Here is a 19,200-nt window from a genome sequence, read left to right as displayed (position 1 = left end):
TCCACGAGGTACCAGGACAATCACCACCGAATCCACCGGCCGGGGCTGCTCAAGCGCGGCGTACGCATGTATAGCCATCGCTATACTGCAAACGTGGCACAGAACGAGTGGGACATCCTCGTCACTGACGAGGTCCTCGAGTGGATCAACGGCCTCGATCCCGCGACGCACACCCGCGTGGTGCAGGCCCTCGACGCCCTCGCCGAAGGCGGCCCGGGCCTGGGTCGGCCCCTTGTGGACACCATCTCGGGTTCCACCATTCAAAACCTTAAGGAACTGCGCCCGGGAACGGTGCGCGTTCTCTTTGCGTTCGACCCGTGGCGGTCGAGCATCCTGCTGGTAGCCGGAGACAAGCGCGACCGCTGGAACGAGTGGTACGACGATGCCATTCCGCTCGCCGAACAGCGCTACACCGCCTATCTGAAGTCCCGCGCCGAAGAGGAAGAGGAGGACGCACGATGACCGGATACACCCGCTGGCAGGACATCCGTACCGAGCATGTCGCCCGAGCCGGCGGCGAGGAGGTCGTAGCCGAGGGCAAGAGGGAACTCCTCGCCAAGGTGCTCGGCCACCGACTCGCCGAGATCCGCAGGTCCCGTAACCTCACCCAGGATCAGGTGGCCGAGCGGATGGGCATCACCAAGGGCCGCGTCTCCCAGATCGAGCAAGGGCACATCTCCGGCCAGGAAGTCCTCACCCGCTACGCTGCCGCCCTCGGCGGGCAACTGCACCAGGCGATCTACTTCGACAATGGCGACATCGCGGCAATCGCCTGACCCTACCCGTACCGCCGGCCGGCTCGGCGAAGACGCCCCGCCCACGCAACGGCAGCGGCACCGTAGCGAGTTCACACCTCCCCGTTTACTTGCTGCCCTTGTCAGCTGCGCTGTAGAGACTCGGTTGTCGCCTCCGCTCCCATGCCGCCCCGGAACCCGCACCGCCCTTGGCGATTTCTCCGTTGGCGTGCGTTGGGTCCCGACGGTCCCTTACGGGTGTCCTGCGGACTGTCTGCGGACTGGCCGGGTGTGCCGAGGCACGGAAATCCATGGCACACCGGTCGGACCGTCAACGAGACTGCGCAGGTGAACCACCGCTACCCCTGTCCCTGCTGCGGGCACCGCGTGCTCGCAGACATGCCTGGCTCCTTCGAGATCTGCCCGGTCTGTTTCTGGGAGGACGACGGGGTCCAGTTCCGCTGGCCGACCATGGCCGGCGGAGCGAACAAGATCTCCCTGATCGAGGCCCAGCGCAACTACCAGGACTTCGGCGCCTGCAACCAGCACAGCCGACAGTACGTCAGCCCTCCGGCCGAGGACGAGCCGCTCGACCCCGCCTGGCGCCCCATCGACCTGACACGCGACTCCTTCGAGGACTGGGAAGCCGAGGACCGCGCCCCGTGGCCCGACGACCGCTCGACTCTCTACTGGTGGCTCCCCACTTTCTGGCGCCGGGACCACCCATGACCGCCCACATCGAGAGACTCATCCAGCAGCTCGACGACTCGACCGGCCCGTCGTACGACGCCCGCGCCGAACTGATCGACATCGACTCCGACGCCATCCCCGCCATCATCGACGGGCTGCCCTCCCTCGGCGGCTTCGGGCAGCTGACCGCCATCGAGGTCTTCGAAGAGGTGGCGGACCCACGCTGCGGCCCCGCTCTGATCGCCCTCCTGCGCAGCGACGACTCCACCGTCCGGGAATGGGCGGCGACGGCCCTGGCGAGCCTGAAGATCGACGGCGCGGTCGAGCCCGTGCGCCGCGCCTATCGCGCCTGCCTGGAACGGGCGACGCCACCGGACTGGAGCGAGCCGGAAGGCATCCGCTGGGCCCTGACCGAACTCGGCGCACGCACTCCTGTCGTCCCGCCGCTCACCGCGCGCCTACGAGCCACCACGGCGGACGACGCCCCTGGCTGGCCCTCGGCCCACTTCACCGAGATCATCAACGACCTGGCCGACCACGCCCAGGTGATCCTCTACTCCCAGTTCTGGCGGGTGGACGCCGACCGCACGGACGGCGTCTCCGGCACCGGCCTGGACTGGGAACTCGACTGGACCGCGCCGTGGGAGCACCTGGTCGAAGAGAACTACGTCCGCCCTTAGCCGGCGTACTCGCACGCTCGGACGAGGCCTCGGTAGCCGACTTCGCGCGCGTACTTGCCACCTCCGCCATCCTGGCAGCAGCCACCGATCCGCATCATTGAACAATGATGACAGGCATGCACGTCGCGCTCTCGGAATGACAGAAGCGCATCCGATGGTCGGCGCCGACACGCACTGGTCGCAGCATCGCGCGGACTGCTGCGGACAGCAAGCCTCCCTGACTTGCGTCGTCGCAGGTCAGGGAGGCTCTGAAGTCTTGCTCAGACGTTGAAGCGGAACTCCACCACGTCCCCGTCCTGCATCACATAGTCCTTGCCCTCCATGCGGGCCTTGCCCTTGGCGCGGGCCTCGGCGACCGAGCCGGTTTCGACGAGGTCCTCGAAGGAGACGATCTCCGCCTTGATGAAGCCCTTCTGGAAGTCGGTGTGGATCACACCGGCCGCCTCGGGGGCCGTGGCGCCCTTCTTGATCGTCCAGGCACGGGCTTCCTTCGGGCCTGCCGTGAGGTAGGTCTGCAGGCCCAGGGTGTCGAAGCCGACGCGGCCGAGGGTGGCGAGGCCGGGTTCTTCCTGGCCCATGGACTGGAGGAGCTCAAGGGCCTCGTCGTCGTCGAGCTCGATCAGTTCGGACTCGATCTTGGCGTTGAGGAAGATCGCCTCGGCGGGGGCGACCAGGGCGCGCTGCTCGTTCTTGAAGTCCTCGTCGACCAGCTCGTCCTCGTCGACGTTGAAGACGTAGAGGAAGGGCTTGGTGGTCAGGAGGTGCAGCTCGTGGAGGAGCTTGCCCTTCTCGGTGCCCGCGGTGATGCCCGCGGCGAAGAGGGTCTGGCCCGACTCCAGGATCTTCTGGGCCTCCTCGACCGCGGCGAGGACCGCGACCTTCTCCTTCTGGAGGCGGGACTCCTTGGTGAGGCGCGGGACGGCCTTCTCGATGGACTGGAGGTCGGCGAGGATCAGCTCGGTGTTGATCGTCTCGATGTCGTCCTTGGGCGAGACCTTGCCGTCGACGTGGACGACGTTCTCGTCCTTGAAGGCACGGATGACCTGGCAGATCGCATCGGACTCGCGGATGTTCGCGAGGAACTTGTTGCCCAGGCCCTCACCCTCCGAGGCGCCGCGGACGATGCCGGCGATGTCGACGAAGTCGACCGTCGCGGGCAGCAGCCGCTGGGAGCCGAAGATCTCGGCCAGCTTGTTCAGGCGGGCGTCCGGGACGCCGACGACGCCGACGTTCGGCTCGATCGTGGCGAACGGGTAGTTGGCCGCCAACACGTCGTTCTTGGTCAGGGCGTTGAACAGGGTCGACTTGCCGACATTCGGCAGGCCGACGATTCCGATCGTGAGCGACACGTTGGCGACTTCCTGAGGAGTGAGGCGGTGGGCGGGAACGCTGCGGGCCCGGGTGGGCCGATTCTCCAGTTTACGGGCGGGGGCAACCGGGTACCCACGGGTCCGGCCGGGGGCCGATCCGGTTCCCGTTCGGCCGTGTGGCATCGAACTCATCCCCTAGGTCGCCCAAAGGGCGTGTCCCGCACCTGTTTCCTCCCGCCCGGCGACCTACGTTGTCCCGGTGGAGCAGCACAGGACACGTCCCCCGCAGCGCAGGCAGTCTCGTCAGGCCCCGCTGTCCCCTCAGGGCACCATCGAGGAGACCGCGGCCGTATACCGGGTGGTGAGCACGCCGGAGGGCCGCTCCCGTCCCGTGCCGCCCGTCGTGCTCGCGCTGCGCAGACTGCCCAATCCCCGGCTGACCGGCATCGGGGCCGGGCTCTTCGCCGCTGCCGCGATGTTCGTGATCGCCTGCCTCGACCGGCTGGCCCTCGACGGTTCGCCGGTGGTGTTCGGGGTGCTGTTCCTGCCGGTCTGCGCGCTGACCGCGCTGTGGGTGCGGCCCGCGGACCTGGTGACCGCGCCGATCATCGTGCCGATCGCGTTCGCCGTCGGAGTCGTACCGATCGCCGGTGGTACGAGCGGCGTCGGCGGCCGGATCATGGCGGTCGTCACCGCGCTCGCCGTGCACGCCGGATGGCTGTACGGCGGGACGCTCATCGCCGGGCTCATCGCGACCGTACGGAAGGTACGGCTGATGCGTCAGCGGCAGCGCCGCACGCCGCTCGCCACGCAGACGGCACGCCCCTCCTCCCAGGGGCCGCGCCGCCCACGGCGGTGAAGAGCAGCCCCTGAGGGCTGTCCCGCAGGCCCCGGCGGGCGCGCGACGACAGCTGCTTCCCCAAGCTCTCGGCTGCGCTCGGCAGGGGAGACCCCACTCCTCGCCGCGCCGCCGGGAGTTCGCGTGCGCCCGGTATGCGGATGTCCCTCGGCCTTGCGATGCACCGCATCCGACGCCGCGCGCTGATCCACCGGGGCCTGCGCGACAGCCCTCAGCGGCCCGCGGCCGCCATTGCCGCGCCCACGATGCCCGCGTTGTTCTGCAGCTCCGCCGGCACCATCTCGGCCCGTACGTGCTCGATCAGGGGCAGGAACTTGTCGGCCTTGCGGCTGACCCCGCCGCCGATGATGAAGAGGTCGGGCGTGAACAGCATCTCCACATGGGTCAGGTACTTCTGCACCCGGTGCGCCCAGTGGTGCCAGCTCAGGTCCTCGTCCTCCTTGGCCTTGGTGGAGGCGTGCTTCTCCGCGTCGTGGCCGTTCAGCTCCAGATGGCCCAGTTCGGTGTTGGGCACGAGCCGCCCGTCGACGAAGAGGGCGCTGCCGATGCCCGTACCGAGCGTCAGCATGATCACGGTGCCCTTGCGGCCCCGGCCCGCGCCGAACGTCATCTCGGCGACACCGGCCGCGTCCGCGTCGTTCAGCACGGTGACCGGGAGGTTCAGCCGGTCACTGAGAAGGCGGCGGGCGTCCGCGTCGACCCAGCCCTTGTCGACATTGGCCGCGGTACGGGTGACACCTCCGGTGACGACGCCCGGGAAGGTGACGCCGACCGGGCCGGACCAGTCGAAGTGGCCGACGACCTCGGCCACGCACTCGACCACGTCCTCGGGCGTGGCCGGGTGCGGTGTCAGTACTTTGTGGCGCTCCTGCGCCAGGTCTCCGCGGTCCAGGTCCACGGGAGCGCCCTTGATCCCGGATCCGCCGATGTCCACGCCGAAGATCTGCATGCAGTCCACGGTACGGGCAGGCGGCCCGGCCCACTGCCCAGAACGCCCCGATGCCCGGGGCTACTTCTCCGAGTTCTCCGAGAGCGCTGCGGCCTCTGCGCGCAGATCACGGCGGAGCTCCTTGGGCAGCGAGAAGGTGATGGACTCCTCGGCCGCCTTCACGATCTCCACGTCCTCGAAACCGCGCTCGGCCAGCCAGGCCAGGACGCCGTCGACCAGAACCTCGGGAACCGACGCCCCGGAGGTGACGCCGACCGTGGAGACACCCTCCAGCCAGGCCTCGTCGATCTCTTCGGCGAAGTCGACCAGATGGGCGTCGTTCGCGCCGGCGCCGAGGGCGACCTCGACCAGACGGACCGAGTTGGAGGAGTTCTTGGAGCCGACGACGATCACCAGGTCGGCATCCTCGCCCATCTGCTTCACCGCGGTCTGGCGGTTCTGCGTGGCGTAGCAGATGTCGTCGCTGGGCGGCGAGATCAGGAGCGGGAACTTCTCCTTGAGCGCGCCGACCGTCTCCATCGTCTCGTCGACGGAGAGCGTGGTCTGGGAGAGCCAGACGACCTTGGACGGGTCGCGCACCTCGACACCGGCGACATCCTCGGGGCCGTCGACCAGCGTGATGTGGTCGGGGGCCTCGCCGGAGGTGCCGATGACCTCCTCGTGGCCCTCGTGGCCGATCAGGAGGATGTCGAAGTCGTCCTGCGCGAAGCGGACGGCTTCCTTGTGGACCTTGGTGACCAGGGGGCAGGTCGCGTCGATGGTGGCGAGCTTCCGCTCGGCCGCCTCCTGGTGCACGGTCGGCGCGACGCCGTGCGCGGAGAACATCACGATCGAGCCCTCGGGGACCTGAGCCGTCTCCTCGACGAAGATCGCGCCCTTCTTCTCAAGCGTCTGTACGACGTACTTGTTGTGGACGATCTCGTGGCGTACGTACACCGGGGAGCCGTACTGCTCCAGGGCTTTCTCCACGGCGATCACGGCACGGTCCACGCCCGCGCAGTAGCCACGGGGAGCGGCGAGCAGGACGCGGCGAGGTGTCGTAGCAGTCATGCGACCCATCGTAAGGCCGAGTCGAACGCGCGGAAGATCGGCCGGATGGCGAGACTGATCCGTACGCGGTCTGGCGGGACTGATCCGTACGCGGTCCGGCAGGACTGGTCCGCACGCGACCCAGGGAGGGCTCATGCCGGAGAGCGGGAGCGGTGGCGGGGTCGTGGAGGTGGCGGGGTCGCACCAGGAGGTCGGGAGGCTGCGGCGGACGCTCGGCTTCCGGGATCTGGTGGTCTACGGGCTCCTGTTCATCGCGCCGATGGCGCCCGTCGGGGTGTTCGGCACGCTCGACGCGAAGTCGAACGGTGCCGTCGCGCTGGTCTATGTGGTGGCGACGGTGGTGATGGCGTTCACGGCGTTCAGCTACGCCCAGATGGTGCGGGTCGCCCCGCTGGCGGGTTCGGTCTTCGCTTACGCCCGCAAGGGGCTCGGGGAGGGGGCGGGGTTCATCGCCGGGTGGATGGCGATGCTCGACTATCTGCTGATCCCGGCGGTCGCCTATCTCTTCTCCGGGATCGCGCTGAACGCGCTGGTGCCGTCGGTGTCGCGGTGGGTGTGGACGGCGCTCGCGGTCGTCGTCACCACCCTGCTCAATCTCTGGGGCGTGCGGGCCGCCGCCCGGGTCGGTTTCGCGGTGCTGGCGATGGAGATCGTGGTGCTGCTGGTGTTCCTGGTGTCGGCGGTGGTGGTTCTCGTACGGGACGGGGCGCAGCGCGGCTGGCTGAGCCCGCTCACCGGTGATTCCGGCTTCTCCGCGACGGCGGTGCTGGGGGCGGTGTCGGTGGCCGTGCTGTCGTATCTGGGCTTCGACGCGATCGCCACGTTCGCGGAGGAGGTGAGCGGGGGCTCGGCGAAGGTGGCGCGGGCGCTGCTGTTCTGTCTGGTGCTCACGGGTGTGCTGTTCGTGGCGCAGACGTATCTGGCGGCGCTGCTCGAACCGATGACGTCGGCGGAGCTGGCCGCCGACCCGGCCGCGCAGGGGTCGGCGTTCTACGACACTGTGGACTCGGCGGTCGGGAGCTGGCTGCACGATCTGGTGGCGGTGAGCAAGGCGATCGGGGCGGCGTTCGCGGCGCTGGCCGGGCAGGCCGCCGCGGGCCGGCTGCTCTTCGCGATGGCCAGGGAGCGGCGGCTGCCCCGGGTGCTCGCCGGCATCGACCCGCGGTCCGGGGTGCCGCGGGCCGCGATTCTGCTGTCCGCGACGGTGACGCTGGTCGCCGCGGTGTGGGCGGCCCGGCGCGCCGACGGACTGGACCATCTGGTGTCGGTCGTCGACATCGGCGCGCTGACGGCCTTCGTGCTCCTGCACGCGTCGGTGGTCGGCTGGTTCGCCGTACGCCGGATGGAGGGGCCGCCGAGCTGGTGGCGGCATGTGCTGGTGCCGGTGGTGGGTGCGGGGGTGCTGATCGCGGTGATCTTGGAGGCGACCTGGAGCGCCCAGGTGGTGGGGGTGTGCTGGTTCGGCGTGGGGCTGGTGGTGCTGGCGTTGCAATGGGGGCGCCGTACGGCCTGAGCGGGGAGCGACCCGGCCCGAGCGGGGCGAGGCTGGTGGTGCTGGCGTTGCAATGGGGGCGGCGTACGGCCTGAGCGGGGAGCGACCCGGCCCGAGCGGGGCGAGGCTGGTGGTGCCGGCGTCGCAGTGGGGGCGCCGTACGGCCTGAGCGGGAAGTGACCCGGCCCGAGCGGCGTTCGTCATGGCCGCCCGATTGTCGGTGGGGGCGGATACGCTCGCTCGCATGGCTCTCCAAACGTCCGCGGAAGCTCCGCTGCCCGTAGGTGAAGTGTCGCGGCTCATCGGGGGCTGGATCGACCGGCTCGGCGCGGTCTGGGTCGAGGGGCAGATCACCCAGCTGTCGCGGCGGCCGGGTGCCGGGGTGGTGTTCCTGACGCTGCGCGACCCCTCGCAGGACATCTCGGTGAGCGTGACGTGCTTCCGGCAGGTCTTCGACCGGATCGCGGATGTGGTGACGGAGGGGGCGCGGGTCGTCGTCCTGGCCAAGCCCGAGTGGTACGCGCCGCGCGGCCAGCTGTCCCTGCGGGCCACGGAGATACGGCCGGTCGGCATCGGCGAGCTGCTGGTCCGGCTGGAGCGGCTGAAGAAGTCGCTGGCCTCCGAGGGGCTCTTCGCGCTCGACCGGAAGAAGCCGCTGCCGTTCCTGCCGCAGCTGATCGGCCTGGTCTGCGGGCGGGCGTCGGCGGCCGAGCGCGATGTGCTGGAGAACGCCCGGCGGCGGTGGCCAGCGGTCCGCTTCGAGGTGCGCAATGCGGCGGTGCAGGGTGTGCACGCGGTGAATCAGGTGGTCCAGGCGGTGAAGGAGCTGGACGACCTCCCGGATGTCGACGTGATCGTGGTGGCCCGGGGCGGCGGCAGCGTGGAGGACCTGCTGCCGTTCTCGGACGAGCAGCTGATCCGGACGGTGGCCGCCTGCCGTACGCCAGTGGTGTCGGCGATCGGCCATGAGCCGGACTCACCGCTGCTCGACCTGGTCGCGGACCTGCGCGCCTCCACGCCGACGGACGCGGCGAAGAAGGTCGTGCCGGACGTGGGCGAGGAGCTGGACCGGGTGGGGCAGCTGCGCGACCGTGCGCTGCGGACGGTACGGGGGCTGCTGGACCGCGAGGAGCGGGGGCTGGCACACGCCCTGGGCCGGCCGTCGATGGAGCATCCCCAGCGGATGGTGGACGAGCGCGCGTCGGAGATCGACGCGCTGACCGGGCGGAGCCGGCGGGTGCTGGGGCATCTGCTGGACCGGGCGGATTCGGAGCTCGCCCACACCCGGGCGCGGGTGGTCGCCCTGTCACCGGCGGCGACGCTGGAGCGCGGCTACGCGGTGCTGCAACGGGCCGACGGCCATGTCGTACGGAGTCCCGAGGACGCGGGGGCGCCGGGCGAGGTGCTCCGGGCCCGGGTCTCGGGCGGCGAGTTCGCCGTACGGGTCGGCGAGTGACCGCACCCGCGGGCGCACCCGCAGATGTGGACGGACGAGGTCAATGGCCCCCGGTGGGCCGGAACGTAGGGTGGGAAGCATGACGGACGACGCGACTACGGCGGCTGGTGCCACGGGCACGCTCGGCTACGAGCAGGCCCGCGACGAGCTGATCGAGGTGGTGCGCCGCCTGGAGGCGGGCGGTACGACGCTGGAGGAGTCGCTCGCGCTCTGGGAGCGGGGCGAGGAGCTGGCGAAGGTGTGCCGGCACTGGCTGGAAGGCGCGCGCGCCCGGCTGGACGCCGCTCTGGCGGGCCCGGCCGACTCCCTGGAGAGCGGCGGCACCACGGCCGACAACGGCTGAGACCGCCGCTGACGGCTTTCCGGGACCGCTGTCGGCAAGGATCGGGATCGCTGTGGGACGAGTCACTCCGTCCAATTTTAGTTGAAAGTTAACCTACCTCTCGGTTACCGTGATCCGCGTTGCTCGATCCACGTGTACGTCCGGAAGGTATTACGCACCGATGTCCCTCGCTCTTGACGCTGCCGCCCAGGACCTCCTCTTCCGTGAGGCCCGCACCGCCAACACCTTCACCGACGAGCCGGTGACCGATGAGCAGGTCCAGGCGATCTACGACCTGGTCAAGTACGGGCCGACCGCGTTCAACCAGTCGCCGCTGCGCGTCGTCCTGGTCCGCTCCGACGACGCCCGCGCCCGTCTGGTGAAGCACATGGCCGAGGGCAATCAGCCGAAGACCTCGACCGCCCCGCTGGTCGCGATCCTGGCCACCGACAACGAGTTCCACGAGGAGCTCCCGGCCCTGATGCCGCACTTCCCGCAGGCCAAGGACGCGTTCTTCTCCGAGCGCCCGGTCCGCGAGTCGGCCGCCTCGCTGAACGGCGCGCTGCAGGCCGCCTACTTCATCATCGGCGTCCGCGCCGCCGGCCTGGCCGCGGGCCCGATGACCGGCTACGACGCCGCGGGCATCGAGAAGGAGTTCCTGGACGGCGACCACAACGTGCTGATGGTCGTCAACATCGGCAGGCCGGGCGAGGACGCCTGGTTCCCGCGTCTGCCGCGCCTCGCCTACGACGAGGTCGTCACGACCGTCTGACCCTCGCCACGCGCATGCGGAAGACCCTGGAGCACCGAGTGCTCCAGGGTCTTGCGCATGCGGGCCGCAGGGGCGCCGGGACGGCACGCCCCGGCGGCGGCGTCAGGACGTCTTGAGTGCGGCGGCCATCTCCGCCAGCCGCTCCGGCGAGGCGGAACCCGTGACCACCGTGGTCGCGTCCTTGTCGTGGCGCACGAGGGCGTCGTACTTCGGCCCCTCCCAGTGCTGCCAGGTCTCGCCCGCGACCTGCCGCGTACGCCCGGTGTTCTTGGCGTCCTGGCTGACCTCGGTCACGTACTTCTTCGCCGGGGACGTGGACTGCTCCACCGCGACGTACTTGCCCTCCGGGTCGAGGAAGCCCAGGTGCCAGCTGTTGCCCGCCTTGCGGTCGTAGCTGACCGAGGTCGGCTTCCACTTCTCGGTCAGTCCGTCCGGCGCGGCCACGGGGTACGGCGCCGCGCGCCGGGCCGTCTGGAGCTCCACCCGGTAGTCGACCGCCTCGACCGGGTTGGCGTTCCCGCCGTGCGGAACGAAGATATAAACAACCCCTGCCGCGGCGGAGACGACCACCATCGACAGGAACATGTCCCGCACCGTCTGCTTGCCTCGCTTGCTAGCCACGGGTCCATGGTCGCATTAGCCCCGATGGGCCCGACCCGGGGGCAGCCGCTCAAAAGTGACCCGGTCTGCTCATTTTGTCGACCTGACGATAGAGTCGCAGCACCCTCTTCCGGTCGTCGCCGTACAGAAAGGTGCGCTCCGATGTCCGAGCATCATCTGCCGTCTCAGCTCGAGGTCTCCCCCGAGGCCCCCGACCGCAACCTTGCCCTGGAACTGGTCCGGGTCACCGAGGCCGCCGCCATGGCGGCCGGACGCTGGGTGGGCCGTGGCGACAAGATCGGCGCCGACGGCGCCGCCGTGAAGGCCATGCGGACCCTCGTCTCCACCGTCTCGATGAACGGCGTCGTCGTCATCGGCGAGGGCGAGAAGGACGAAGCCCCCATGCTGTTCAACGGCGAGCGCGTCGGTGACGGCACCGGCCCCGAGGTCGACATCGCCGTGGACCCGATCGACGGCACGACCCTGAACGCCAAGGGCATGCCGAACGCGATCGCCGTGCTGGCCGCCGCGGACCGCGGCGCCATGTTCGACCCGTCGGCCGTCTTCTACATGGACAAGCTGGTCACCGGCCCCGAGGCCGCCGACTTCGTCGACATCAACGCCCCCGTCTCGGTGAACATCCGCCGTGTCGCGAAGGCGAAGAACTCCGCCCCCGAAGATGTCACCGTCGTCGTCCTCGACCGCCCGCGCCACGAGGGCATAGTCAAGGAGATCCGCGAGACCGGCGCCCGGATCAAGTTCATCTCCGACGGCGATGTCGCGGGCTCGATCATGGCCGCCCGCGAGGGGACCGGCGTCGACCTGCTGATGGGCATCGGCGGCACCCCCGAGGGCATCATCTCGGCCTGCGCCATAAAGTGCCTCGGCGGTGTCATCCAGGGCAGGCTCTGGCCCAAGGACGAGGCCGAGCGCCAGCGCGCGCTGGACGCCGGGCACGACCTGGACCGGGTGCTGTCCACCGACGACCTGGTCAGCGGCGACAACGTGTTCTTCGTCGCGACCGGCATCACGGACGGTGAGCTGATGCGCGGTGTGCGCTACCGCGCGGAAACGGCGACCACCGAGTCGATCGTCATGCGGTCCAAGTCCGGCACCATCCGGAAGATCGACTCCACGCACCGGCTCTCGAAGCTGCGCGCCTACAGCGCGATCGACTTCGACCGCGCGAAGTAGGCCCGGCAGCGCAAGAGGCGGAACGCGAAGAGGCGCCCCCCGTGTGCGGTGGGGGCGCCTCTTCGCGTAGCCGTCGGGGCAGTGCCCGCGATTGCGGGCCGTACGGACCCGGGCCGCTCCCGGGCCGCCGGGGGCGGTCAGCCCGCCGCAGCGATGCGGCCCGTCGCGCCGGCGGACGCGGACGAGGTCTTGAGCTCCATCTCGCGCCGTCTGCGACGGGCGAGCACCACACGGCGCTCGGCGGCGGTGAGCCCGCCCCACACCCCGTACGGCTCCGGCTGCACGAGCGCGTGCTCCTGGCATTCGATCATCACCGGGCAGCGCGCGCAGACCCGCTTCGCGGACTCCTCGCGCGCGAGTCTGGCAGCAGTCGGCTCCTTCGAAGGGGCGAAGAACAGCCCGGCCTCGTCCCGGCGGCACACCGCCTCCGAGTGCCAGGGGCCGGCCTGGTCCTCCCGCGCGGGGGTGCGCTGGGGAGGAACGGCAGCGACCTGCAGGGGCTGATGCGGCAGTTGCAGCACGGTCTACTCCTGACGACGGCTTCGCGAGCGAGAGACGATGCAGCATTCCCTACCCGCTGTGCGCGTGCCCATGCACTGAGTGGCCCTCGGTTCCAGGGCGCCGAATTCCCGTCGACCGGGAATTTGGCTTGTTTTCGAAGGGGTTAGCCGAGGCCGGTCGGGTTTCGCAAAAGTTTCCGCGAGTTCTCGCGGTTGTCGCGAGCGCGAGAGAGAGCGCGGCGCGGAGTACGGCGAAGTGCGCACCGAAGAGCACGCCCCTATCCGAGGTATTTGCGCAGCCGGTCCTGGAGATCCGCGATGAACTTCCCCCGCTTGGGCTTCGCCTCGACACTGCCGAACACGGAATAGCCGTTGACGACGACCACCGGCGCTTCGGGGTCCGCGGATTCCAGTGTGGTGACTTCGAAATTACCGAAGATGCCCGTGCCGCTGCCGCGCAGCGAGATGTTCTCGGGGACCTTGACGTCCACACTCCCGAACACGGAAGTCGCGTTGATGACGGTGAGTCTCTGACCGAAAAGCGCCTCGGTCAGATCGATCTCCACGCTGCCGAAGAGCGCGAAGGCGTTCGTACGGCCGCCGACCCGCCAGCGACCCTTGCGGGTCGAGCTGCTGAAGATCGCCACCAGGTTGTCCGCGGGGCCCGTGGGGCTGTCGTGGCCGTGGGCGCCGGGGGCGGCCGGGCGGGCGGTGCCCGCCGGACCGGGCAGATCCCGTACCAGCGGCTCCAGCTCGCCGACGGTCTTGGCACGGTAGACCGCGTCGACCCGCTCGGCGTGTTCGTCGGCGGTGAGCCGGCCCTCGGCCATGGCTTCGCGCAGGATGTCCGCGATCCGGTCACGGTCCGCGTCGGAGGCACGGATACCGGCCGGGGCCGTCGGGGGCGCCGGTTGCTGGGGCTGCTGGGGCTGCTTTTCGAGGTCCACCGGCCCAGGTTACCCAAACGCGATAGATCGCGACTAGGGCCTGTCCGGCGGATCAGGGTCGGACAGGGCGCGGCGTCCGGTGCGGTGCCTCGCGAGGCGCCGGAGCGTCTTGACAGCGGAGCTGTTCGGACGTTTCGGCAACGCCGCGAGGCGCCGTGCCAGACGCCGCGGCCCGGCCATGGTCCGCCGGACAGGCCCTCCTGGTGGCTGTGCCGCCCCCGCCGCGCGGGCGGCCCCGGGCGGCCGGACTGAGCCTTACCTCACAACTTCGGCGCCTCTGCGGCGTTCTACCCTGGTGGATGCGCTGCCCGAGGGAGGTCAGCCACCGTCTGCCGAGTGAGGAATGGCCGTAATGCCAGAGTTTGCGTACTCCGATCTGCTCCCCCTGGGCGAGGACACCACGCCGTACCGCCTGGTGACCTCCGAGGGTGTCTCCACCTTCGAGGCCGACGGTCGTACGTTCCTCAAGGTCGCTCCGGAGGCGCTGCGCACTCTGGCCGCCGAGGCCATGCACGACATCTCGCACTATCTGCGCCCCGCCCACCTGGCGCAACTGCGGCGGATCGTGGACGACCCGGAGGCGTCGTCGAACGACAAGTTCGTCGCGCTCGACCTGCTGAAGAACGCGAACATCGCCGCGGCGGGCGTGCTGCCGATGTGCCAGGACACCGGCACCGCGATCGTGATGGGCAAGCGCGGGCAGAACGTCCTCACCGAGGGTGGTGACGAGGAGGCGCTGTCGCACGGCATCTTCGACGCCTACACCAAGCTCAACCTCCGCTATTCGCAGATGGCTCCGCTCACCATGTGGGAGGAGAAGAACACCGGCTCGAACCTGCCCGCCCAGATCGAGCTGTACGCCACCGACGGCGGCGCGTACAAGTTCCTCTTCATGGCGAAGGGCGGCGGCTCGGCCAACAAGTCGTTCCTCTTCCAGGAGACCAAGGCCGTGCTGAACGAGGCCTCCATGATGAAGTTCCTGGAGGAGAAGATCCGTTCGCTGGGGACGGCCGCCTGCCCGCCGTACCACCTGGCGATCGTCGTCGGCGGTACGTCGGCCGAGTTCGCGCTCAAGACCGCGAAGTACGCCTCCGCGCACTACCTCGACGAGCTGCCGGCCGAGGGCTCCCCCACCGGCCACGGCTTCCGGGACAAGGAGCTGGAGGAGAAGGTCTTCGAGCTGACGCAGAAGATCGGTATCGGCGCCCAGTTCGGCGGCAAGTACTTCTGCCACGACGTACGCGTCGTCCGCCTCCCCCGGCACGGCGCCTCGCTGCCCGTCGCGATCGCCGTCTCCTGCTCGGCTGACCGCCAGGCCACCGCGAAGATCACCGCCGAGGGCGTGTTCCTGGAGCAGCTGGAGAAGGACCCGGCCCGCTTCCTCCCGGACACCACCGACGAGCACCTCGACGAGTCGGGCGACGTGGTGAAGATCGACCTCAACCGGCCGATGGACGAGATCCTCGCCGAGCTGACCAAGTACCCGGTCAAGACCCGGCTCTCGCTGACCGGCCCGCTGGTCGTGGCCCGCGACATCGCGCACGCCAAGATCAAGGAGCGGCTGGACGCGGGCGAGGAGATGCCGCAGTACCTGAAGGACCACCCGGTCTACTACGCGGGCCCGGCGAAGACGCCCGAGGGGTACGCCTCCGGCTCCTTCGGCCCGACGACGGCCGGCCGCATGGACAGCTATGTCGCGCAGTTCCAGGCGGCGGGCGGCTCCAAGGTGATGCTCGCCAAGGGCAACCGGTCCAAGCAGGTCACCGACGCGTGCGACGCGCACGGCGGTTTCTACCTCGGCTCGATCGGCGGCCCGGCGGCCCGGCTCGCGCAGGACTGCATCAAGAAGGTCGAGGTCATCGAGTACGAGGAGCTCGGCATGGAAGCGGTCTGGAGGATCGAGGTCGAGGACTTCCCCGCGTTCATCGTCGTCGACGACAAGGGCAACGACTTCTTCACCGAGCCCGCCCCTGCGCCGACGTTCACCAGCATTCCGGTGCGGGGCCCGGGTCTCGCCTGACCTGCCGCCCCGCACGGGGCACGGATGACATCACGGCCCCGCAGGGCGTTTCGGCCGGAGCGCTCCCGCGGGGCCGTTCTCATGCCTCCAGCAGGCCCGATGTCGCGACCAGACAGCCGAGTTGGGCCCGGCTGTTGCTGCCCAGCTGCTCGGAGACCCTGCGCACGTGCTGGGCGACGCTGCGGCGGCTCATGCCGAGGCGCCGGGCGGGCGGCCGTCGTGGTCGCGGTGGTGTTCCTCGTCAGGGTGTCCGGGCCGCGCGGGCGGGCAGGTGTCCCCGCCCGCTCCGGCGCCGGTCACGACGGGCCGGTGCGGTGACGGAGGACGGGACGCCCGGGGTTCGCGTACGGCGTTATTCAGCCAATCTTGCGGCGGTCGGTGAGGGGTCGGGTGCCCGGCGCGCCGTCCCGCACGCTCCCGGTGCGCCCCCGCCCGCCACGGAGCCCGCCCTCGGGGCGGCTGCTCCGCCGGCGCCGCTTTCACGCAGCGGGCCGCGCGACGGGCTTGCGTCGTACCGGGCCGCTTTGGTGGGTTGTCGGACGTTCCCGAAGCACGCCGCTCCCCGCCTCGAACACCTCCCGCACCGCACCGCACCGCACCCGGCGGACCGGCGCGGGTTCCTCCACCCTCACCGTCGAACACCGGAAAGGCGGACGCCGAATGACGCCGCTTCCCCACCGCAGCCACAGCGACGACCTGCTGTCCTTCATCAGCACCAGCCCTTCCCCGTACCACGCGGTGGCCAGTGCCGCCCAGCGCCTGGAGAAGGCCGGCTTCCGCGAACTGCGGGGCACGGACGACTGGACGGGCACGACCGGCGGCAGCTTCGTCGCCCGCGGCGGTGCGCTGATCGCCTGGTACGTCCCCGAGGGCGCCCCGGCGCACACCCCCTTCCGGATCGTCGGCGCCCACACCGATTCCCCGAATCTGCGGGTCAAGCCCGCCCCCGACACCGCCTCCGCGGGCTGGCGGCAGATCGGTGTGGAGATCTACGGCGGCGTTCCGCTGAACACCTGGCTCGACCGCGATCTCGGCATCTCCGGGCGGCTCGCGCTGCGCACCCCGGGCGGCGGCACCGGCTCCCGGCTCGTCCTGATCGACGAACCCCTTCTGCGGGTGCCCCAGTTGGCCATCCACCTGGACCGCACGGTCAACGAGGGGCTCTCGCTCGACCGGCAGCGCCACCTCGCCCCGGTGTGGGCGCTCGGCGAGCGCGAGGAGGGTGCGCTGCTGCACCGGGTCGCGGCGGCCGCCGAGGTGGAGCCGGACGAGGTACTCGGCTGGGACCTGATGCTGCACGACGTCCAGCCGCCCGGATACCTGGGCGCGGACCGGGAGTTCGTGGTGTCGGCGCGGCTGGACAACCTGGTGTCCGTGCACGCGGGCGTCACAGCCCTGGCGGGTGCGGCGAGTGCGGACGAGGCGCCCTCGTACATCCCCGTGCTGGCCGCCTTCGACCACGAGGAGGTCGGCAGCGGTTCGGAGACAGGTGCCCAGGGTCCGCTGCTGGAGCGGGTCCTGGGCCGCTCGGTCACCGCCCGCGGCGGCAGCCCGGAGGACTGGTCGCGGGCCCTGTCCGGTGCCTTCTGCGTCTCCGCCGACATGTCCCACGCGGTGCACCCCAACTACGCGGAGCGGCACGACCCGGAGCACCGTCCGCTGCCGAACGGCGGCCCCGCGCTCAAGGTCAACGTCAACCAGCGGTACGCCACCGACAGCACCGGCATGGCGGTGTTCGCGGCGGCGTGCGAGCGGGCCGACGTGCCGTGGCAGCCCTTTGTCTCCAACAACGCGATGCCGTGCGGCACCTCGATCGGCCCGATCACCGGGGCCCGGCTGGGGGTACCGACGGTCGACGTGGGGGTGCCGGGGCTCTCCATGCACTCGTCGCGCGAGCTGTGCGGGGCGGACGACCCCGGTCATCTGGCCGCCGCGCTGGGCGCGTTCATGACGTCCGGCTGACCTGCGCCGAACAGCCCGGAGGGGCGGAGCGGTCTCGGTCGCCCCGCCCCTCCACGCGCTGGTGGAACGGTCCCGCTACGCGAACCGCTGCTGCGCGCCGCCGTCGCAGCTCTGCAGCTTCAGCGGCTCCTTCGCACCGGCCAGCGTCAGGCACAGCCCGGTCGAGGCCGCCGGGCGCAGGGTGCCCGACTGCTTGACGAACTGCTGGTTGGCCCCGCCCGAGCAGTTGTACAGGATGAGCGTGGCGCCCGCCTTGTAGTCGGCGCCCGGCACGTCCAGGCACCGGTCGTGGCTCAGCGCCGTACGGAGGGTCTTGGTGCCGGAGTCGTACCACCAGCCCTGGTTGCGGCCGCCGTGGCAGTCCCAGCCGCCGACCTTCGTGTCATTGCGGGTCACCGAGCCGGGGACGTCCATACAGGTGCCCGTGGCCTCGTTCTTCAGGGGCTGGAACAGGTCGTCCCACGCCCCGGCCCGCAGGACCGGGTTTCCGGTGCTCGCCGGGTCGGCGCAGCCGGCCTCGCGCAGGTTCGAGTTGTAGATCTGGGTCAGGCAGGACGCGAAGGCGCCGTGGCCTCGCGCGTTCGGGTGGTAGGACTGCCGCACGGAGTTGGAGTCCGGCGGGAAGTGCCCGAGGTCGATGTAGAGGCCGCGGGCCCAGGTGGACTCGCTGCAGACCTCGTGCCCGTGGAAGAGCCGGGAGTTGTCGAGGTAGACGGCCCCGGTGTCCGAGGCGACCTTGCGCATGCCGCGCTCGAAGGCGGGCACGGCGGCGTTGCGGCCCCAGGAGGCGTCGGAGTCGTATCCGGCGCAGCCCCCGGGAAGCTTCCCGGGGAAGTCCGGGTTGTCGTAGAAGTCCGGGCCGATGGGGCTCGGGTAGCCCATGACCACGAGCTTGTAGTCGCTGTCGGCGTAGCCCGCCCCGGACATGACGGTCCTCAGGTCGCGCACCGTCTTCTCGACCTTGGGGACGAGCGCGTCGACGCGCGCCTGCCAGCCGCCCTCGTACTTGGGCTGGCAGGTGCCCTGGGAGAGCACCCAGCGCGTGACGCAGTCCGTCATGACCGGGCCGAACTGGAGGTCGTCGTTGGCGCCCGCGACGAGCACGATCATCTTGATGCGGGTGTTGCGTGCCTTGATGGCGAGGTTGTCGCTCTGCACCAGCTCGTCGGCGTACTGCTTCGAGCCGCCGATCTCGATGTTGCCGGTGTACGCGCCGGAGCAGGAGACGTTGTACGTGACGTCCGCCGGGATGCCGGTGCGGTGGATGGCGGAGTCGGGCGAGCGGTGGCACCAGTTGTCGGGGCCGTTGGTGCCGGCCTCGTACGTGCCGACGCCCTCGCCGGAGATCTCGCTGTCGCCGAGCGAGATCAGCCCGGTCTTGCGCTGGGCGAGCGGGCGCTCGGCCGGGTCGCCGTACAGCTGGGTGGCCTCGGCGGCGCGGATGGCCTCCAGTTCGGGCGACAGGGGGGTGGATGCGGTAGTGCTGGAGCCGGACCGGTCCGTCGCGCCGGCCGGTCCTGCGGCGGCGGCCATGCCGCCGAGTGCCGCCGCCATGGCCGCGGCGGCCGCGACCGTACAGCGAAGTCTGTGCCTGGTGCGCCTCATTGCGCCTCCCCGGGTTGTGGTTACCCCCGGTATTTACTGGTCGGTAGGCGACTTGGGA

19 protein-coding genes and 1 pseudogene are annotated in these 19,200 nt (G+C 70.3%); 12 read left to right on the top strand and 8 right to left on the bottom strand.

What is annotated here, in order from left to right:
• Positions 1-66 precede the first annotated feature (66 nt).
• From ACWCQ6_RS12185 to ACWCQ6_RS12170, 4 genes are all read left to right on the top strand, one after another.
• The gene (locus tag ACWCQ6_RS12185) at positions 67-462 is read left to right on the top strand and encodes a type II toxin-antitoxin system RelE/ParE family toxin (protein ID WP_451088130.1); all 396 of its coding nucleotides are present in this window, start codon (positions 67-69) and stop codon (positions 460-462) included.
• Positions 459-776 carry a helix-turn-helix domain-containing protein gene (locus ACWCQ6_RS12180; RefSeq protein WP_451088128.1) on the top strand — a complete coding sequence of 106 codons (318 nt, stop codon included), beginning with the start codon at positions 459-461 and terminating at the stop codon, positions 774-776. Before ACWCQ6_RS12185 ends, ACWCQ6_RS12180 begins: the two co-directional genes overlap by 4 nt.
• A gap of 249 nt (positions 777-1,025) precedes the next feature.
• Positions 1,026-1,463 (top strand): CPCC family cysteine-rich protein, encoded by a 438-nt coding sequence (locus ACWCQ6_RS12175; RefSeq protein ID WP_451088126.1) that lies wholly within the window; start codon positions 1,026-1,028, stop codon positions 1,461-1,463.
• Entirely contained in the window at positions 1,460-2,104 is a 645-nt protein-coding gene (locus ACWCQ6_RS12170) for a HEAT repeat domain-containing protein (RefSeq protein ID WP_451088124.1), read from the top strand. The genes ACWCQ6_RS12175 and ACWCQ6_RS12170 overlap by 4 nt, the downstream gene beginning before the upstream one ends.
• 260 nt (positions 2,105-2,364) lie before the next feature.
• Here the strand turns inward: ACWCQ6_RS12170 and ychF are convergent, their stop codons facing one another.
• Positions 2,365-3,453 (bottom strand): redox-regulated ATPase YchF, encoded by a 1,089-nt coding sequence (gene ychF / locus ACWCQ6_RS12165; protein ID WP_451088122.1) that lies wholly within the window; start codon positions 3,451-3,453, stop codon positions 2,365-2,367.
• 274 nt (positions 3,454-3,727) lie between these two features.
• On the opposite strand from ychF, the gene ACWCQ6_RS12160 reads away from it, so the two are divergent.
• The gene (locus tag ACWCQ6_RS12160; RefSeq protein WP_451088247.1) at positions 3,728-4,273 is read left to right on the top strand and encodes a DUF6542 domain-containing protein; all 546 of its coding nucleotides are present in this window, start codon (positions 3,728-3,730) and stop codon (positions 4,271-4,273) included.
• 211 nt (positions 4,274-4,484) lie between these two features.
• Here the strand turns inward: ACWCQ6_RS12160 and ppgK are convergent, their stop codons facing one another.
• Both ppgK and ACWCQ6_RS12150 read right to left on the bottom strand, forming a co-directional pair.
• Positions 4,485-5,222: a polyphosphate--glucose phosphotransferase gene (ppgK, locus tag ACWCQ6_RS12155; protein WP_451088120.1), complete on the bottom strand. Its 738-nt coding sequence runs from the start codon at positions 5,220-5,222 to the stop codon at positions 4,485-4,487.
• Between the two features lie 60 nt (positions 5,223-5,282).
• Positions 5,283-6,281 (bottom strand): 4-hydroxy-3-methylbut-2-enyl diphosphate reductase, encoded by a 999-nt coding sequence (locus ACWCQ6_RS12150; RefSeq protein WP_451088118.1) that lies wholly within the window; start codon positions 6,279-6,281, stop codon positions 5,283-5,285.
• A gap of 124 nt (positions 6,282-6,405) precedes the next feature.
• On the opposite strand from ACWCQ6_RS12150, the gene ACWCQ6_RS12145 reads away from it, so the two are divergent.
• The 4 genes from ACWCQ6_RS12145 (at position 6,406) to ACWCQ6_RS12130 (ending at position 10,314) form a co-directional block, all read left to right on the top strand.
• A complete protein-coding gene (locus tag ACWCQ6_RS12145; RefSeq protein WP_451088116.1) occupies positions 6,406-7,785 on the top strand; it encodes an APC family permease in 1,380 nt (459 codons plus the stop codon).
• 223 nt (positions 7,786-8,008) lie between these two features.
• Positions 8,009-9,220, top strand: a complete 1,212-nt coding sequence (xseA, locus tag ACWCQ6_RS12140) for an exodeoxyribonuclease VII large subunit (RefSeq protein ID WP_451088114.1) — start codon at positions 8,009-8,011, stop codon at positions 9,218-9,220.
• Positions 9,221-9,299: 79 nt separating this feature from the next.
• A complete protein-coding gene (locus ACWCQ6_RS12135) occupies positions 9,300-9,563 on the top strand; it encodes an exodeoxyribonuclease VII small subunit (RefSeq protein WP_451088112.1) in 264 nt (87 codons plus the stop codon).
• A 160-nt stretch (positions 9,564-9,723) separates the two neighbouring features.
• Positions 9,724-10,314 carry a malonic semialdehyde reductase gene (locus tag ACWCQ6_RS12130; RefSeq protein ID WP_451088110.1) on the top strand — a complete coding sequence of 197 codons (591 nt, stop codon included), beginning with the start codon at positions 9,724-9,726 and terminating at the stop codon, positions 10,312-10,314.
• 102 nt (positions 10,315-10,416) lie between these two features.
• Here ACWCQ6_RS12130 and ACWCQ6_RS12125 read toward each other — a convergent pair whose 3' ends face one another.
• Positions 10,417-10,935 carry a DUF4245 domain-containing protein gene (locus ACWCQ6_RS12125; RefSeq protein WP_451088108.1) on the bottom strand — a complete coding sequence of 173 codons (519 nt, stop codon included), beginning with the start codon at positions 10,933-10,935 and terminating at the stop codon, positions 10,417-10,419.
• 141 nt (positions 10,936-11,076) lie between these two features.
• Between ACWCQ6_RS12125 and glpX the strand changes: the two genes are divergently transcribed.
• Entirely contained in the window at positions 11,077-12,108 is a 1,032-nt protein-coding gene (glpX, locus tag ACWCQ6_RS12120) for a class II fructose-bisphosphatase (RefSeq protein ID WP_451088106.1), read from the top strand.
• A 137-nt stretch (positions 12,109-12,245) separates the two neighbouring features.
• Here the strand turns inward: glpX and ACWCQ6_RS12115 are convergent, their stop codons facing one another.
• A complete protein-coding gene (locus ACWCQ6_RS12115; protein WP_451088104.1) occupies positions 12,246-12,629 on the bottom strand; it encodes a WhiB family transcriptional regulator in 384 nt (127 codons plus the stop codon).
• 257 nt (positions 12,630-12,886) lie between these two features.
• Positions 12,887-13,555, bottom strand: a complete 669-nt coding sequence (locus ACWCQ6_RS12110) for a DUF1707 SHOCT-like domain-containing protein (protein ID WP_451088102.1) — start codon at positions 13,553-13,555, stop codon at positions 12,887-12,889.
• Between the two features lie 352 nt (positions 13,556-13,907).
• Here ACWCQ6_RS12110 and ACWCQ6_RS12105 point away from each other — a divergent pair, with 352 nt between their 5' ends.
• On the top strand, positions 13,908-15,575 hold the full coding sequence (locus tag ACWCQ6_RS12105) for a fumarate hydratase (RefSeq protein WP_451088100.1): 1,668 nt from the start codon (positions 13,908-13,910) through the stop codon (positions 15,573-15,575).
• 79 nt (positions 15,576-15,654) lie between these two features.
• Here the strand turns inward: ACWCQ6_RS12105 and ACWCQ6_RS12100 are convergent.
• A pseudogene (locus ACWCQ6_RS12100) lies at positions 15,655-15,783 on the bottom strand (LuxR C-terminal-related transcriptional regulator); the annotation flags it as partial.
• A gap of 452 nt (positions 15,784-16,235) precedes the next feature.
• On the opposite strand from ACWCQ6_RS12100, the gene ACWCQ6_RS12095 reads away from it, so the two are divergent.
• A complete protein-coding gene (locus ACWCQ6_RS12095; protein WP_451088098.1) occupies positions 16,236-17,537 on the top strand; it encodes a M18 family aminopeptidase in 1,302 nt (433 codons plus the stop codon).
• Positions 17,538-17,612: 75 nt separating this feature from the next.
• Here ACWCQ6_RS12095 and ACWCQ6_RS12090 read toward each other — a convergent pair whose 3' ends face one another.
• Positions 17,613-19,142 (bottom strand): ricin-type beta-trefoil lectin domain protein, encoded by a 1,530-nt coding sequence (locus ACWCQ6_RS12090; RefSeq protein ID WP_451088096.1) that lies wholly within the window; start codon positions 19,140-19,142, stop codon positions 17,613-17,615.
• Positions 19,143-19,200 lie beyond the last annotated feature (58 nt).

It is taken from the genome of Streptomyces sp. NPDC001880 (assembly GCF_053594575.1).
This window is presented reverse-complemented; position numbering and strand designations above follow the sequence as displayed.

Bases quoted from the DNA above. Each gene is read 5' to 3' on its own strand.
- ACWCQ6_RS12185 (WP_451088130.1), top strand. From the start codon at position 67: ATGTATAGCCATCGCTATACTGCAAACGTGGCACAGAACGAGTGGGAC.
- ACWCQ6_RS12180 (WP_451088128.1), top strand. From the start codon at position 459: ATGACCGGATACACCCGCTGGCAGGACATCCGTACCGAGCATGTCGCC.
- ACWCQ6_RS12170 (WP_451088124.1), top strand. From the start codon at position 1,460: ATGACCGCCCACATCGAGAGACTCATCCAGCAGCTCGACGACTCGACC.
- ppgK (WP_451088120.1), bottom strand. From the start codon at position 5,222: ATGCAGATCTTCGGCGTGGACATCGGCGGATCCGGGATCAAGGGCGCT.
- ACWCQ6_RS12150 (WP_451088118.1), bottom strand. From the start codon at position 6,281: ATGGGTCGCATGACTGCTACGACACCTCGCCGCGTCCTGCTCGCCGCT.
- ACWCQ6_RS12145 (WP_451088116.1), top strand. From the start codon at position 6,406: ATGCCGGAGAGCGGGAGCGGTGGCGGGGTCGTGGAGGTGGCGGGGTCG.
- xseA (WP_451088114.1), top strand. From the start codon at position 8,009: ATGGCTCTCCAAACGTCCGCGGAAGCTCCGCTGCCCGTAGGTGAAGTG.
- ACWCQ6_RS12135 (WP_451088112.1), top strand. From the start codon at position 9,300: ATGACGGACGACGCGACTACGGCGGCTGGTGCCACGGGCACGCTCGGC.
- ACWCQ6_RS12130 (WP_451088110.1), top strand. From the start codon at position 9,724: ATGTCCCTCGCTCTTGACGCTGCCGCCCAGGACCTCCTCTTCCGTGAG.
- glpX (WP_451088106.1), top strand. From the start codon at position 11,077: ATGTCCGAGCATCATCTGCCGTCTCAGCTCGAGGTCTCCCCCGAGGCC.
- ACWCQ6_RS12105 (WP_451088100.1), top strand. From the start codon at position 13,908: ATGCCAGAGTTTGCGTACTCCGATCTGCTCCCCCTGGGCGAGGACACC.
- ACWCQ6_RS12095 (WP_451088098.1), top strand. From the start codon at position 16,236: ATGACGCCGCTTCCCCACCGCAGCCACAGCGACGACCTGCTGTCCTTC.
- ACWCQ6_RS12090 (WP_451088096.1), bottom strand. From the start codon at position 19,142: ATGAGGCGCACCAGGCACAGACTTCGCTGTACGGTCGCGGCCGCCGCG.